Origin of the sequence: Sulfitobacter sp. CW3 (assembly GCF_019392245.1) — a bacterium.
Lineage (GTDB): Bacteria > Pseudomonadota > Alphaproteobacteria > Rhodobacterales > Rhodobacteraceae > Sulfitobacter.
Genome location: NZ_JAHXRL010000004.1, coordinates 158,872 through 174,138, shown reverse-complemented (window position 1 = coordinate 174,138; position 15,267 = coordinate 158,872). Strand labels below are relative to the sequence as shown.

The 15,267-nt window shown below is 57.5% G+C and carries 12 protein-coding genes; 2 read left to right on the top strand and 10 right to left on the bottom strand.

Features of this window, described 5'->3' with window-relative positions; genetic code table 11:
* Positions 1–5: 5 nt before the first annotated feature.
* The 10 genes from hslU to regB form a co-directional block, all read right to left on the bottom strand.
* Positions 6–1,313: an ATP-dependent protease ATPase subunit HslU gene (gene hslU / locus KZZ06_RS10920; RefSeq protein ID WP_219580070.1), complete on the bottom strand. Its 1,308-nt coding sequence runs from the start codon at positions 1,311–1,313 to the stop codon at positions 6–8.
* A complete protein-coding gene (gene hslV / locus KZZ06_RS10915) occupies positions 1,310–1,867 on the bottom strand; it encodes an ATP-dependent protease subunit HslV (RefSeq protein WP_219580069.1) in 558 nt (185 codons plus the stop codon). The genes hslU and hslV overlap by 4 nt, the downstream gene beginning before the upstream one ends.
* A gap of 168 nt (positions 1,868–2,035) precedes the next feature.
* Entirely contained in the window at positions 2,036–2,356 is a 321-nt protein-coding gene (gene trxA, locus KZZ06_RS10910; protein WP_219580068.1) for a thioredoxin, read from the bottom strand.
* A gap of 37 nt (positions 2,357–2,393) precedes the next feature.
* On the bottom strand, positions 2,394–5,771 hold the full coding sequence (gene addA / locus KZZ06_RS10905) for a double-strand break repair helicase AddA (protein WP_219580067.1): 3,378 nt from the start codon (positions 5,769–5,771) through the stop codon (positions 2,394–2,396).
* A complete protein-coding gene (addB, locus tag KZZ06_RS10900) occupies positions 5,768–8,731 on the bottom strand; it encodes a double-strand break repair protein AddB (protein WP_219580066.1) in 2,964 nt (987 codons plus the stop codon). Before addB ends, addA begins: the two co-directional genes overlap by 4 nt.
* The gene (locus tag KZZ06_RS10895) at positions 8,724–9,416 is read right to left on the bottom strand and encodes a nucleotidyltransferase family protein (RefSeq protein ID WP_219580065.1); all 693 of its coding nucleotides are present in this window, start codon (positions 9,414–9,416) and stop codon (positions 8,724–8,726) included. The genes addB and KZZ06_RS10895 overlap by 8 nt, the downstream gene beginning before the upstream one ends.
* Entirely contained in the window at positions 9,392–10,396 is a 1,005-nt protein-coding gene (locus tag KZZ06_RS10890) for an aminoglycoside phosphotransferase family protein (protein WP_219580438.1), read from the bottom strand. The genes KZZ06_RS10895 and KZZ06_RS10890 overlap by 25 nt, the downstream gene beginning before the upstream one ends.
* A complete protein-coding gene (gene tsaE / locus KZZ06_RS10885) occupies positions 10,393–10,863 on the bottom strand; it encodes a tRNA (adenosine(37)-N6)-threonylcarbamoyltransferase complex ATPase subunit type 1 TsaE (RefSeq protein ID WP_219580064.1) in 471 nt (156 codons plus the stop codon). Before tsaE ends, KZZ06_RS10890 begins: the two co-directional genes overlap by 4 nt.
* Before the next feature lie 50 nt (positions 10,864–10,913).
* Positions 10,914–12,425: a PAS-domain containing protein gene (locus KZZ06_RS10880; protein ID WP_219580063.1), complete on the bottom strand. Its 1,512-nt coding sequence runs from the start codon at positions 12,423–12,425 to the stop codon at positions 10,914–10,916.
* Between the two features lie 96 nt (positions 12,426–12,521).
* Positions 12,522–13,913, bottom strand: coding sequence for a sensor histidine kinase RegB (gene regB / locus KZZ06_RS10875; RefSeq protein WP_219580062.1), 1,392 nt, complete (start codon positions 13,911–13,913; stop codon positions 12,522–12,524).
* A 100-nt stretch (positions 13,914–14,013) separates the two neighbouring features.
* Here regB and KZZ06_RS10870 point away from each other — a divergent pair, with 100 nt between their 5' ends.
* Entirely contained in the window at positions 14,014–14,631 is a 618-nt protein-coding gene (locus KZZ06_RS10870; RefSeq protein ID WP_219580061.1) for an SCO family protein, read from the top strand.
* 78 nt (positions 14,632–14,709) lie between these two features.
* Positions 14,710–15,264: an ActR/PrrA/RegA family redox response regulator transcription factor gene (locus KZZ06_RS10865; protein ID WP_219580060.1), complete on the top strand. Its 555-nt coding sequence runs from the start codon at positions 14,710–14,712 to the stop codon at positions 15,262–15,264.
* Positions 15,265–15,267 lie beyond the last annotated feature (3 nt).

Below are 15,267 nucleotides of genomic sequence, written 5' to 3'. Positions count from 1 at the left end.
AAGCGCTAAAGCACGTAGCGCGACAGGTCGGAGGAACGGACAAGTTCACCGAGGTTCTTTTCGACAAAATCGCCATCCACGGTGATTTTTTCACCGCTACGGTCCGGCGCGGTGAAAGACAGCTCTTCGAACACGCGTTCCATCACGGTGTACAGACGCCGCGCGCCGATGTTTTCAATCGATTGGTTCACATCGGCGGCGATCTTGGCCAGTGCCTTGATGCCTTCATCGGTGAATGTAACCTCGACTTCTTCGGTGCCCATCAGCGCGGTGTATTGCAGCGTCAGCGCATTGTCGGTTTCGGTCAGGATGCGCACGAAATCGTCTTCGGTCAGGGCGCGTAGTTCAACACGGATCGGCAAACGACCCTGCAATTCGGGCAGCAAATCCGACGGTTTTGCGATGTGAAACGCGCCTGACGCGATGAACAGAACGTGGTCGGTTTTCACCGGGCCATGTTTTGTGGAAACGGTCGTGCCCTCGATCAGGGGTAACAGATCACGCTGGACCCCTTCGCGCGACACGTCGCCGCCACGGGCATCAGACCGCGCGCAAACCTTGTCGATTTCATCCAGAAACACGATACCGTTTTGTTCAACCGCATCAATCGCCGCACGGTTAACGGTTTCATCATCCAGCAGTTTGTCAGCCTCTTCGCTGATCAGAATTTCATAGCTTTCTGCAACCGACAGACGTTTCTTGGTTTTGCGACCGCCCATGGCTTTGCCAAACAGATCGCCAAGGTTCATCATCCCCATGCCACCGCCGGGCTGGCCGGGGATATCCATGGTCGGGAACGGGCTAGAGGTATCGGTGACCTCAAGATCGATCATCGTGGCGTCGAGTTCGCCAGATTTCAGCTTTTTGCGGAACATTTCGCGGGTACCTTCGCGGGCGTCTTCACCGGCGATGGCGTCAATCACGCGTTCTTCGGCGGCCTTGTGTGCGCTGGCTTTGACGTCTTCGCGCATGTGTTCGCGGGTCATCAGGATGGCGCTGTCGACCAGATCGCGGATGATCTGTTCAACATCGCGCCCGACATAGCCGACTTCGGTGAATTTCGTCGCCTCGACCTTAAGGAACGGCGCGCGGGCCAGCTTGGCCAGGCGGCGGCTGATCTCGGTTTTGCCGACGCCTGTCGGCCCGATCATGAGGATGTTCTTGGGATACACTTCTTCGCGCAGGTCATCGCCCAACTGTTTGCGGCGCCAGCGGTTGCGCAACGCCACAGCGACGGCGCGCTTCGCGTCATTCTGACCGATGATAAAGCGATCAAGCTCGGATACGATTTCGCGGGGGGTTAGATCGGTCATGGTTTGATTTTCTCCACCGTGAGGTTGCCATTTGTGTAAACGCAGATGTCCGCTGCAATCTTCATCGCGTCACGGGCGACAGCTTCGGCATCGCGGCCGCTGTCCATCATGCCGCGGGCCGCGGCCAACGCGTAGTTACCGCCGGATCCGATGGCGGCGACGTTATGTTCGGGCTCAAGCACGTCGCCGGCACCTGTGATGATCAGCAATTCGGTACCATCAGTGACAATCAACATCGCTTCAAGCTTTTGCAGGTATTTGTCAGTCCGCCAGTCTTTGGCCAGCTCAACGCTTGCCCGTGCCAACTGCCCCGGCGTCGCCTCAAGCTTGACCTCTAGCCGTTCCAGCAAGGTAAACGCGTCTGCCGTCGATCCGGCAAAGCCCGCGACCACATCAAAGCCACCGGGGCTAAGCCGGCGGACCTTGCGGGCGGTGCCCTTGATCACGGTTTGGCCCAGACTGACCTGACCGTCGCCTGCGATGACCACTTCACCGTCTTTTTTGACGCCGATGATCGTGGTTCCGTGCCATCCGGGAAATTCTTGGCTAGACATGCTCGGTCTCCTTCTTTGAACTTCTATATGGTCGCCGGAACCGCGCGGGGCAAGGGTGCGGCCATTGGCACCGGCGGGTGTTTGCGGGTTTGGGCGCGTCTTGGCAGGACCATGCACAAAGGGCGCCCCGTTTCCGGTGCGCCCTTGGCTAAACTACATGAGTTTGGTTCAGATCGACTCTTCGATCCAGCTTTGGATATTGGTCTTTGGACGTGCGCCGGACAGGTTGGAAACGACTTCGCCACCTTTGAAAATGAACAAGGCGGGGATACCGCGAACACCCATTTGCGCCGGGCTGTTCGGGTTCTCGTCAACGTTTACTTTGACGATTTTTACCTTGCCGGCCATTTCAGCGGAAAGCTCTTCCAGGGCCGGTCCGATTTGCTTGCAGGGACCGCACCATTCTGCCCAGAAATCCACCACTACGGGGATATCGGAATTTTTAACTTCAGCGTCGAATGTTGCGTCTGTGACTGCGACCGTGGCCATGATGCTCTCCTGCACAAGGAATGATTAGAATTGGAACCTATGTAGCCACTGTGCCTTCGTCAAGATCGACAGCGCGGGACAAGGCATTTGTGATCATATCGCCGGGCAGCTCCATCAGCTGTGCATTCCGCGTCCATAGAATTGCCGTGCGAATACGGTGGTTTGGAAATACCTGCGCCAGCGCTGCGGCATAAGCACCCATCTGGCGCAAAATCCCATCGGGGCAGGCGGCAGGCGTGACCGGGACAACGCGGTTTGTTTTGAAATCAATCGCCAACACATCCGTATCGGACACCAGCAAGCGGTCAATCGTGCCATGAATACGCCACTTTGGAAGTTGCGCGGTAACTGGCACCTCAAGCAACGCGTCGGGGGCAAAGATGTGGCTGATCTCCGGTTTGGTCATAACGCCCACGGCCTCTTGAAGGGCGCGGTTGGCGATCGTTGGATCATAGCCATCGCTGATGCTGCGCAGCGGATCGTCCCAGTTGTCAGTGGGCAAGGCGGGCATGGTTTCAAGCAGTTTATGGACAAGTGTACCATATGCTTTGGCCTCGTCCTCGGTCATGCCGTCCTCTCCCGGAAGCGCCTTGGCACCGCCAAGATCCGAGGGGGATTTGGTTTCAGGCCGATGTGGAATATCGGTAAGCTTGTTCAAGAAAACAGGCTCTAGCAATGGGGTATTCGGCGTATCGGCCTTGTGATCCCGAATGGGCAGCCCGTCCCAATCACCATACTGAAACCGCAGTTTGCCGGTTTCTCCGACAGGGGTGGCACCGGCCTGACCCATGGCGGCACCGATCATTTGGTACCAACTGCTGTCATCCTTGGGCAGGTCACCAGCAGCGGCCACGATCAGCCATTTTTCCGCCCGCGTCATCGCCACATATAGCAGGCGCAAACGTTCATCGCGTTCACGGTCTTTGCGCGCGTCCAATGCATCGCGCATGGCAGCTGGCATATCCGTATCGGACATTTTCCAAACCGGTGTGTCGCCCATTTTGATAATCTCGTCGCGGATAACAAGATTGCGCTTGCCGGTATCGGGCAGGATCACGATCGGCGCCTCAAGTCCCTTGGCACCGTGCACCGTCATCACCCTGATCTGGTCGGATGCGTTGTCGATCTGGCGCTTGATCTCAAGGTCGTCGGTCTGCATCCACACCAAAAACCCCGTCAGACTGGGGATCGCGCCGCGTTCATAGGACAGCGCTTGGGCAAGCATCGCGTTAATGCCATCCTCAGCCTCTGGCCCTAAACGTGCCAACAGTTTTCGACGCCCCTCGTGACGCGTCAAAATACGTTCGATCAGGTCATAGGGCCGCAGAAAATCGACTTTATCACGCAAATCACGCAGGATTTCGACGGTTTCGGGGTATTCAGGGTTGTCGCGCAACGCCTGCCACAGGTGATCTTCGGTCCGGTAATGCGACAGCTTGAACAGCATCTGTTCTGACCACCCGAACAAGGGCGATTTCAGCGCGGTGGCCAGTGACAGGCTGTCTTCGGGGGTGGCAAGGAATGACAGCAGCGCCGCCAGATCCTTGACTGCCAGTTCGGCACCGACCTTGAGGCGGTCAGCGCCCGCAATGGGCAAGCCCGCGGTTTTGCAGGCGCGAATGATCTCGGAAAACAGGGCGCTGCGCCGTTGCACAAGGATCAGAAAGTCACCGGCCCGAATGCGGCGGCGTTCAAATCCGCCCGGCACATCGGCATCAACCGGCAGATAATGTTCGCCTTGGGTCAATGTCTTGATCTGTGCGGCAATTTTATCGGCCAGAACCACGGTGTGATGGTGGTCTGATTGCTGGTCGACCGGATCGGACCATTCGCGATCATCGGGTTCTTCTGATTTTTCGACCAAGGGCCACAGATCAACGCGGCCGGGCAGGGCGGATTTGAATGCGATATGCTTGCCATCGGCGGCGAACCCGGCACTGGCATGCGGGGTAAAGCTGGTGTCGACCAGTTGCAAAATCGCGGATGACGACCGGAACGAATAATCCAGACTGCGCCGTTGGAAAACCTGTCCGGCGTCGGTGATCTTGCCCTCGAACAGGGTTTGTTTGTGGTCAAATTCGCGCGGGTCGGCCCCCTGGAACGAATAGATCGACTGCTTTTTGTCACCCACTACGAACAAGGTGCGCGCATCGCCGTCGTTGGCACCATCGCCGCTGTAAAATTCATCCGTGAGCCGTTCGATCACGTCCCATTGGCGCGGGCTGGTATCTTGGGCCTCGTCCACCAGAATATGGTCGATGCCGCCATCGATGCGGTACAAAACCCACGCAGCAACGGCAGGATCGGTCAACAAAGCGCGCGCTTTCAGGATCAGATCGTCGAAATCCAGCCAGCCCCGTTTTTGTTTTTCCAGCGCATAGCGTTTCAGGAACGCATGGGCGAACTGATGCAAAACGAATGTTCTTTGCGCCGCTTTCAACGACAGCCGCGCGTTGCGGGCGCTTTCAACCCGCGCCATCAGATCATCAACCTGTGACATGATATGCGACAACGCTTTTTGCGAGGCCTTGGTGGGCACGCTGCCGATTTTCGCACTAAAGGGGGATGCAGCAGACCCGCCTGTCAGAAATACCCCTTCGAGAACGGGCAGGGCGGTGATGTCCAGCACGCCAATCGACCGCAGCTTTTCGGCGTTCTTTTGATCCGTAACGCCGCTGTCTTTCATGACGCTGACCATCTGATCGATGATGCTGCTCTCTGATCCCATAAATACCGACGACGCGATGTTTTCTTCGGTCAGATCGGCGGGCTGATCGAACAGCGCCAACGCATCGCCCCACGCCAAACGGGTTTCAAACCCTTCGCGTTCGCCAACAATGGCGCGGGTCAGTTTGCTAAAATCCTCGCCGGTATAATGGCGGGCAAGGGCGACCACATATTGCCCATCATGGCCTTCGACCATTTTATCGACAATCTCGGCCCGCAGCAGATCGGCAGCGCGGTCTTCGATTTCAGTGAATTGCGGGCTTACCCCGGCCTCAAGCGGAAAGCGCCGCAGCAAAGACGCGCAAAACGAGTGGATCGTTTGAATTTTCAGCCCGCCGGGCGTTTCAATCGCGCGGGCAAACAGCGTGCGGGCCATGCGCAGTTTTTCAGGGGTAAATGCGTCTGTGACACCCAGTTCGGCCAATGACGCGCGCAGATCGTTATCCTTGAGCATCGCCCAAGCGCCCAGACGTTTGAACAACCGGTTCTGCATCTCTGACGCGGCGGCCTTGGTGTAGGTCAGACACAAAATATGCTGCGGTTCGACCCCGTTCAGCAACAGACGCGCAACGCGGTCGGTCAGAACCCGCGTTTTGCCGGACCCCGCATTCGCGCCCAACCATGTGGACGCATCGGGCCGGGCGGCATCAATCTGCGCGCGGGTTGCATCATCAAAATGCGCGGTCATGTCAGATCCTCCGGCACGGGGTCATTCGTGCCATCCCATTCGCCAAAGCGGGCAAGCTGATCATAATCGCCCGCGAAATCAGTGGTTTTGACCATGCGGCGGGATGTGAACCCCTGATCATCCGACAGATAGCTGGTCATCAGCGCGTGCAGCTTGGCCAGCACCTCGTGCGGTGGCTCTTCCTCTAGCGGGGCGGACAGCTCGACGGGGTTGCTGCCCAGCCCGATATAGGCGGCATTGGCCACATGGGCGGGGCCGATCTGCTCGAAACCGCCTTCTTCGACCATCGCGGCCTCAAGAAGCAGTTGTTTATCAAAGGCTTTTTGTTCCGCCTTGCTGGGGGGCGCGCCGGTTTTATAGTCATAGATCAAGATGTCGCCGTCATCCGTCCGGTCGATCCGGTCGGCAAAACCGGTCAGGGTAAAGCCAAGATCGGCAAAGCTGTGTCTGCCCTTTGCGGCCTTTTCAAACGCGGCGGGGCTGGAATAGCTTTGGCGCTTGGTCTCGTTCTCGATGAACCAATCCGCGATGCGTTCGATTTTGGTCAGCCACATAACGTGGGCGGCAGGCCAGGGGGCTTCGGCCTCAAGAACTTGCGCGGCAGTCTCTAACAAGTGGGATTTCGTGAGGTTTGCAAGGTCAGCGGAGACCGATTTGATGAACCGTTCCATGATTTCATGCACGATAATGCCGCGCACGGGTGCGTCGGGCGATTGCACCAGCGGGTTCAGGGCGCGCAGTTTCAGGCTGTGTTTGGCATAAACCGCATAGGGGTCGCGGATCAGGCGCTTGATCTCGGTCACCGACAACGCATGTGGCCGCGCGGCCCGTGGTGGCCGGGGCGAGGGGCGCGTGGCAGGGTCGACACGCGTAACCGTTTCCAAGGCGCGCGCCTGTTCCAGCCAATGATCGCCACGTTTGATCATGGCGTTCCACGCCGTGTTGCCACCCTGTTCGGGCAACCCGTTCAGCAGGTTTCCCAATCGGTTCAGCCAACGCGACGGCACGGTTTCAGCCTCGTCCGACCGGATGGCGCGGGTCAGGCAAACCTCGGGCGCGGCGATGGATTGCTGATAGTCGTGGGCAGACAGACCAATGCGCCGTTCCGGCAACAGCAATCCGGCCTTAAGGCGCATTTGACGGTTCAGCCACGGATCAGGCGGCGGCGCCTCGGGCCAGGTGCTGTCGTTCAACCCGCCCATAATGATCAGCTCGGCCCCTTGAACGCGGGCCTCCATCGTGCCCCAGATCATCACATGAGGGTGGGGGGCGTCGCGTTCGCGGATCTCGCCGTTTTGCAACAGGGCACCGACCAGATCGGCGTAATCAGACGCAGACATGTCGCCGCCATATTGCGCATTCTCCGCCAGATCGGTCATGACTTTGTTGGCTTCTTCGCCCGCCGTGTGCTGCCAAAGCCAGCTGTCCGATGTCGGGTTCGACCCATCTGCGATGGCTTTTGCCTGACCTACATGCTGCGCGACCCAAGTTTCGAGCGGCAGGTCGTCCGGAATTTCGAGGTTGGTGAAGTTGTCTCCGACCCAAGTCGCCCAAACGTCCATCTGTTCGGGCTGCTTTGACCGCGCCACTGACTTCTGCGCCAACCGCAAGATGCCTTCGGCGTCAGGATAGGGCAGTCCGTCGCGCCGCAGCTGCAACTCTAACCGTTGAGTATTAAGCTGATGCAGGTTCCGGTCGCCGCCACTGTGGGTCAGCGGATGTTTTAGAATGGTCAGCAGCGCTTCGGAATCCAGTTTGCGCAAAAACAGATCGGCAATGTGACGCAGGAAACGGCCGGGGGGCGATAGGTGCAGGGGCGATCCCGCGCTGTCATCAGGCAGGATATTCCAGCGATCCAAGGCCGATGTGACCTGCCGTGACAGCATCCGGTCCGGCGTGATCAGTGCTGCGGTTTGGCCGTCTTCCACCGCCTGGCGCAGACGCATTGCAATGGCCAATGCCTCGGCCCGGGGGGTCGGGGCTTGTATCAGGGTTAACCCTTGGGTCGCGCGGTGCAAATCCGGCAGTTTCGGCCCCTCGGTCAGCCACACATGGGTCACGGGGGCAGGGCGCAAAGACAATGATACCAATGCGTTACGTTCGGGTGACGGGGGCGGTTGATCTGTCCAAGCGGTGACTTCTCTGTGGGATACATCAAGCGCGCGCAACATATCGCGGAACCGGTATTGCGGGTGGTCTTGCGACAGTTTTTCCTGATCGTCGCCCAGATCTGTCCAGACATTTCCGGGCATGTCAAAATCGAAACCCGGCAAGATGATAGCGCCCTGAGGCAGCCGGGAAACCGCCTGCATCAACAGCGCCGACGTGCCACGTGATCCGGTTGATCCCGCAACGATAATAGGGTGCTGGGGCGGGTTTTCCTGCCAGCTTGCAATCAGCTGCGCCGCGACCTGACGTTGACGCGCGCGCGGGTCCGGGCGGGTTACGCTTTCCCCCAGATAGCGGTGCGCGATGTCCAAAAATTGCTTGGCACGTTCCCAATGTCCCGACTGATCGCTGACATCCAGATTTGTGACGGCCTCTACCGGGACACCTTCGCCCTGCATTTCATCGATCAACCCGGCCAGACTGTCCGACAGATCATAAAGCGATGCGCGCGGGGCCAGATCGGGCGCTTGATCCAGCAGTTTCGACACCAGTGTGATCAGTTCCAACCGCCGCCGCAACGCGGGGCTGGGGCGCGGCAGAGCAACGCCGGATGACAATGTATCAAGGTTATCGATCATGTGAATGCGCGGCAGCAAGCTGGCAGGGCCGGTATCAAAAAACCCGCGCAGCCGGCGTTGCATCCGGCGGGTGTTCACCACCAGATCAATGCGCGCAATGGCCTGCGGGGGATGACCCTGCAGCCGGTCCAGCAACCCGTTCAGCAGCTCTTGGGGGAAATCCACACCGGGGGCGAGGCCGAAAATACGTGGCGTGTCAGTGGGTTCAAACATCGGCATCCCCTAGCATGTTTTCCGCAAGGGTTATCCCCTCGGGGTGGCCCACGTCACACCATTTGCCAGTATAGCGCACCCCGTAGATGCGGCCCATCGTCAGCATCTTGTCCCACAGCAGGTTCAGGGAGAATGCGCGGCCGGGAATCGTCTCTAACAAGTCGGTTTTTATGATTTGCACACCGCCATAAATCACACCGGGGCCACGGGTCAGCTGCCCGTTTTGACCCATGACAAAGTCGCCTTTGCCGGAATGGCCGACGGCCTGCGCGGTGGGGATGCCGATCAACAGCGCATCCATGATGTCGGGGTTCCATGCGTCTTGCAGCATCGCCAGCGGGTTTGGCCCGGCCCAGATGGCATCGGTGTTCATGGTGAAAACCGGACCCGTGCCCAACATCGGCAATGCATTGCGCAACCCGCCGCCGGTTTCAAGGATATCCGGTTCTTCCACAATGGTTTGAACCTTGCTGTTTTTAAGATGCGCCAGCAGGGGTTCGGGTTTGTAATGCAGGTTCGCGACAATGCGATCCGGCGCGATCCCGTTCGCCAGATCAAGCGCGTGATCAATCAGGGCGCGCCCTGCGACCTTGACCATCGGCTTGGGTTGGTCCTGCGTCAAATGCTTCATCCGCGTGCCAAAGCCCGCGGCGAACATCATCACGGATTTGGGTGTGTCGCGCATCGTGCTTTCAAATCCTCAAGGAAATCGGGGCTTGGGTAGGGAAGGGTTTTGGCCAAAAACTGTGCCAGCTCTGCCAGATCGGGGTGTTCAAGATTACGTTGCAGATAGCCCCAAACGCGGGGGATGAAATCCACATAATGCGCCTTGCCGTCACGCAGACAAAGCCGTGCGAATATCCCCAGAATGCGAAGATTTCGTTGAACACCCAGAATGGCATAGGCCGTCTGGAAATCGGCGGCGTCTGTGCGGGTGTTGGCACTGTAACGGGCGATCATGTCGGTCTCGATTTCAGGGGCAACATCGCGGCGGGCGTCTTGGAGGATCGACACCAGATCATAGGCCGGATGCCCCAGCAGCGCGTCCTGAAAATCAAGCACACCAACACGGGCAATGCCTGTCCGTTCGGGCAGCCACAGCAGGTTTTCAGCATGGAAATCGCGGAGGATCACGACGCGGGGGACATGATCAAGTTGCTGCGCCAAGGGTCGGAACAACGTATCAAAACGGGCGAAACCCGCGCCATCATCTGCGTACCAGTCAAAAACCAGATCGGTCATACGGACCAGCCAATCGGAATCGCAGATTGGCAATTCCAGTGGTGCCGCCTTGTGCAACGCAACCAGCATATCGGTGGCGGCGGTGTAGAGCGGGCGGGTCATGCCCGGCTGATCGACCATCAGCCGCGCAAATAACGCGTCACCCAGATCTTCGATCAATAGAAACCCGTTTTCGGGGTCTTGCGCCAGAATGCGCGGGGCGCTTAGCCCGTTTTGGATCAAAAATCCGGCAACGCGCACAAAGGGGCTGACGTCTTCGCCCTTGTCCGGGGGGGCATCCATGAAAATGGCGGTGCTGCCGTCTGCCGCGGTCAGGCGGTCATAGCGGCGGTTCGATGCATCCCCGGCCAGCAAGGATTGCCGGGCCTGCGCCCAACCAGCGGCGTTGATAAATTCTTGTGACGCGATAATCCGGTTGGTCATTTGCGCCAGCTTTTCAATTTCGGCATCCATTTATCCGCATCCCAGGATGCGGTCAGCACCCGGCTGTCATCGCCCGCTGTTTCCAGCGCGATTTCCAGCGCGCCCTCGGGTTTCAACTCTCCCAGTCGATCGGGCCATTCGACCAGACAAATCGCATCTTGAAACGCGTCTGACAGGCCCAGTTCTTCGATCTCGAACGTGGATGTCAGACGGTATAAATCCGCATGCCAAATCGTGCCGGCCGAGGTGTCATAGGTTTGCACCAGCGTGAATGTGGGCGATGGCACGTCTTCGGGCGTGGTGAGCAGTGATTGGATCAACGAGCGTGCAAAATGCGTTTTGCCAGCACCAACGTCGCCGGTTAGCAAAATGGTATCGCCAACGGTCAACGCAGCGCCAAGGGCGCGCGCGGCTTGGCTTGTTTCTTCCGCGTTACGCAGATCAAGGGAAATTGTGTGGTCAGACATGCGCCCAAGCTACTTGGCCGGGCAGGTGCGCCGCAAGGCGAAAGCGGACCTTAGATGTCGCGCGACATATCTTGGGGTGATGCACGTCTTGCTTGGATGTCAGACCGTTTGATGATGTGAAATCTGATAAGCGTCGCCCCGGCAACGATAGGCGAAATCAGGCATGTCATATGGGTACCGTCGGTCAGGTAGACAGGAATGCTCCAGCTTTTGCGATCTACGAAACTGCGCACAAAACTTTCAATCTCTGGCCACATGGGGTTTTCCGCCGCCTTTCGTTTCCAATCCTGAATGGCATCATGGATCGTTACATCGGCAAAGCTGGTATCGGGGTCAACTTTCCACAGGCTTTGATACGCCTTGTTCGAGAAGGTCAGAACGCCGGTGCCGGAAAACACGGCAATGCCATCATCCAACGTGTCGAAAATGGATTGCCCCAGCTCAAGCTCGGCCCGGAAATGACGTGTCAGGCTGACCTCGGCGGTGATGTCTTCGATCAGCAGGGCCGTGGCCCCATCGGGGTGCGGGCGGCCCTTTACCCGAAAGGTCTGACCTGAATCCAGCGACCACGTGTCATCATATCTGCCATCATTCGCCGCGTTTACCAGTTCGGAAATCGCTGTGCGCCAATTTGCATAGTTCTTTGGCTCGGGCATTTTGCGGGTTTCACGCAGGCGGTCAAAGAAGGTTTGCAGGGTGGGTCTGGTGCTTAAAAACTGCGCGGGGAGGCCGGTCAGATCGACCAGTGCCGGGTTGAACAACGCCAGCTGCCCGTTCCGGCTAAAGATCGCCAGCCCAATCGACAATTGCGCAAATGTCTTGGTCATGGTTTGCACAAAATTGCGCTGTGCCTCTTCGGCGTGGACAAGGTTGCTGATGCAGATGGCCTGATAATTCAGCATGCCGTCAACCTCGCGGTAGGAGACGTCAAACCACTCTTTCTTACCGGTTGATACGTCGCGCAGGGAAACCCGCTGACATGTTGTTTCGTCTTCTGGCGAGAAAATCGGCTTTTCTTCGACAGGAAGGGTGGGATAGACGCGTGCGTGCAGTGCCTCGTAGGCGGGGTTCCACCAGATTAATACGCCATCTTTACATACCTGCCAGACGGGTATGGTCAGGCTTGACGTCAGCCCATGCGACATGATCCGGCTTTCAAGCGCCTCTGACGGTTGATCGCCCTCAAGCCCCAGAAATTGCACCCAGTTTAGCCCGTTGTCCCAGCTGATGTTGATCTGCGTCGGCCCGTTCAGGTCAATAGCATCAAGGGTCATGCTGCCTGTGCCGTAAAGCTTGGGCTGCTTTGGAAACAGGGTAAACCGGTCTATGATCTTTTCGCGCAGATCGGTCCATTCATGAAAACCTGCCTCAAGCGGGAGAAAATTCTGGGTCGCTTCGGAGGCATGTTGCAGGACACCTTGATCAAAAAGGTAAATTTGATCGGCTGGCGTTTCTGTCTGGTTTGGCGTGCGTTGCGGGTTTGGATCGTTCAGCCAGGCAAAGGCAAAGGCACCGCAAACAGTGGCAACACAAAAGATCAAAAAGATATCAAACGGCTGCATCAACCGATACTCCACACGACTTTAACTGAATGTTAGGAGCTCAGATATTAACTTTTCGTTAATCGGATGGGTGGTGTAAGGTGCTTGAATACACGCTCAGATAGTTATTGGCGTGTTTTCGCCGGTCGGTATGGGTGTTTCACCGGCCACTGCGTCAATCTTGCTGCGGGGCCATACGACCTCTACCACCGCGCCCAGTTTGCGCAGATCGGCACGCGATGTGCGGTCTGATCCATTGGCAAAGTGAAGCTCGGCACCCGAGCGTTCCAGCAAGGTCTTTGCGATGAATAAACCTAGGCCCATCCCCTCGTATTCGGGGCGCTGGGTGGCACTGCGTCGCGACCGGCGCCTGCGCATTAACGGGTCGCCAATCCGACCCAAAAGATGCGGGGGAAACCCCTTGCCGTCGTCAAAAATCCGTATCGAAATCTGTGTGTCGGTCCAGTTCGCTTCGACCCAGACGGTGCTATCGGCAAAATCGACAGCATTTTGTATCAAATTGCGCAGACCGTGAATGATCTCGGGTTTGCGCAGGATCGAGGGTTGGTTAATCGTGGCACCTGCGGCTTGGCCAAAGGCAAACTCGATCGTTTTTCCACGGCCCATATGGGGTTCCGCTGCTTCTTCTATGACGGCGCTCAGGGGGGCCTGCCGCAGGTGCAAATCGTCTTTGCCCGCGCGGCCCATATCCCGCAAAATATCGCGACACCGGTCCGCCTGATTGCGGATCAACGCGGCATCTGCGGCCAGCTCCGGATTGTCCTTTAGTTCATCCAGCAGTTCTGCGCTGACCAGTTTGATCGTGGCAAGCGGCGTACCCAGTTCATGCGCGGCAGCGGCCACAACCCCACCCAGATCGGTCAGCTTTTGTTCGCGTGCCAGCGCCATTTGCGTGGCAACCAAGGCGTCTGACATCGAATGGATTTCTGTCGTCACCCACCGCGAATAGGAGGTCGAAAACAAGATCGATATGATCAGGGCAATCCAATGGCCGAACACAAAAATGCCCGGCATCATCAACACCCCGCCACTTTGGGTGTTCAACGGCAGGTGATAGACAGCGATCAAGCTAACAAGAACAATGGCCGTGCAACACAAGATCACCGTCGATCTAAGGCTAAGCGTCGTGGCTGAGATGGTTACCGGCCCCAACAGCAGCAAGCAGAACGGATTGTGCAAGCCGCCGGTAAGAAACAACAAAAAGCCAAGCTGGCACAGGTCGAACAGAACCATCGACAGGTTTTCAAGCTCTGACAGCCGTTTGTTTTCGGGAAAAACAAACATCGCAACCAGATTGCCCACAACCGAAATGCCAACGGCAAAATAGCAAAGTCCCAGTTCAAGCTGGAGCCCGAACAGCCGATCCGCTACGGTAATCGCAGTAAGCTGCCCCGCGATGGCCACCCAACGCAGTACGATCATGGTGCGCAGTCTGATCCAATTCGCACGGGTGCGATCGCCCAAAGGTTTGATTGTGGCCTGCGTCATTGGCGCGCCTTTTCAAGTTAGCCCATTGCATAGATAGGAGAGAAGCGTAGGTCTGCTCTTATCAGTGATCAAGAGCGGCGTTTGTCGTAGGAGAATGAAGATGAACAAGATACTTGCAATAAGTGCCGTCGTCGTGGCGATCGGATTCGTAGCTGTTAGTTATGTTATGGGACTGAATGGCGATAGTGACGACAAGTATGCGCAATGCAAAAACTCTGCGGTTGCTGGCGGAAATGAACTGGGCGGCCCTTTCGAGCTGGTGAATGCCGAAGGTCAGACCGTGACCGATACGGATGTTATCACAGAACCTAGCGTTCTGTATTTTGGATACACGTTCTGCCCTGATGTTTGCCCCCTTGATGTGGCGCGCAATGCAAGTGCCATTGATGTGCTGGCCGAACGCGGCATGTCTGTCACGCCGGTGTTTATTTCGATCGATCCCGCGCGGGACACCCCCGAAGTTGTGGGTGAATTTGCTGAGAACATGCACCCCAAGATGATCGGGCTGACCGGGTCGCCGGAACAGGTAAAAGCCGCAAGCGAGGCATACCGGACCTATTACAAAGCCCATGATACAAGCGACGAATTCTACCTCGTTGACCATTCTACCTTTAGCTATCTGGTGATGCCCGGCGAAGGGTTTGTCGATTTCTTTCGGCGCGATGTCACGCCCGAGCAGATGGCGGACAAAATCGGCTGCTTTATCGAAAACCAGTAGAAAAGTTGACATAAACTAGGCAGCATTACATAGCTGCTTGGGCATTTGACGACGAACCCGATGACTGCGAGGCAAAACATGGCTGAGAATAGCGCGCTTGATCTAGGTGAAGACCCGACGTTGCTGTTGGTGGATGACGACGAACCGTTTCTGCGTCGTCTGGCCAAAGCGATGGAAAAGCGCGGGTTTTCCGTTGAAACCGCGGGCTCTGTCGCTGGGGGTCGCGCCATCGCAACCGCGCGTCCGCCTGCCTATGCAGTGATCGATCTGCGGCTTGAAGACGGCAATGGCCTTGACGTGGTCGAGGTGCTGCGCGCCAAGCGCCCGGATGCGCGGGTTGTTGTGTTGACCGGATATGGTGCAATCGCGACGGCTGTGGCGGCCGTAAAAATCGGCGCGACCGATTACCTGTCGAAACCTGCGGATGCGAACGACATTACCAATGCCTTGCTGGCCACCGGTGATGATCTGCCACCACCCCCCGAAAACCCGATGAGCGCGGACCGCGTGAAATGGGAGCATATCCAGCGCGTGTACGAGCTGTGCGACCGCAACGTGTCGGAAACCGCGCGACGCCTGAACATGCACCGCCGCACATTGCAGCGTATTCTGGCCAAACGAAGCCCGCGCTAGGGT

Excerpts from the sequence above, each read along its gene's own strand:
- hslU (WP_219580070.1), bottom strand. The coding sequence starts at position 1,313 with ATGACCGATCTAACCCCCCGCGAAATCGTATCCGAGCTTGATCGCTTT.
- hslV (WP_219580069.1), bottom strand. The coding sequence starts at position 1,867 with ATGTCTAGCCAAGAATTTCCCGGATGGCACGGAACCACGATCATCGGC.
- trxA (WP_219580068.1), bottom strand. The coding sequence starts at position 2,356 with ATGGCCACGGTCGCAGTCACAGACGCAACATTCGACGCTGAAGTTAAA.
- addA (WP_219580067.1), bottom strand. The coding sequence starts at position 5,771 with ATGACCGCGCATTTTGATGATGCAACCCGCGCGCAGATTGATGCCGCC.
- addB (WP_219580066.1), bottom strand. The coding sequence starts at position 8,731 with ATGTTTGAACCCACTGACACGCCACGTATTTTCGGCCTCGCCCCCGGT.
- KZZ06_RS10895 (WP_219580065.1), bottom strand. The coding sequence starts at position 9,416 with ATGCGCGACACACCCAAATCCGTGATGATGTTCGCCGCGGGCTTTGGC.
- KZZ06_RS10890 (WP_219580438.1), bottom strand. The coding sequence starts at position 10,396 with ATGACCAACCGGATTATCGCGTCACAAGAATTTATCAACGCCGCTGGT.
- tsaE (WP_219580064.1), bottom strand. The coding sequence starts at position 10,863 with ATGTCTGACCACACAATTTCCCTTGATCTGCGTAACGCGGAAGAAACA.
- KZZ06_RS10880 (WP_219580063.1), bottom strand. The coding sequence starts at position 12,425 with ATGCAGCCGTTTGATATCTTTTTGATCTTTTGTGTTGCCACTGTTTGC.
- regB (WP_219580062.1), bottom strand. The coding sequence starts at position 13,913 with ATGACGCAGGCCACAATCAAACCTTTGGGCGATCGCACCCGTGCGAAT.
- KZZ06_RS10870 (WP_219580061.1), top strand. The coding sequence starts at position 14,014 with ATGAACAAGATACTTGCAATAAGTGCCGTCGTCGTGGCGATCGGATTC.
- KZZ06_RS10865 (WP_219580060.1), top strand. The coding sequence starts at position 14,710 with ATGGCTGAGAATAGCGCGCTTGATCTAGGTGAAGACCCGACGTTGCTG.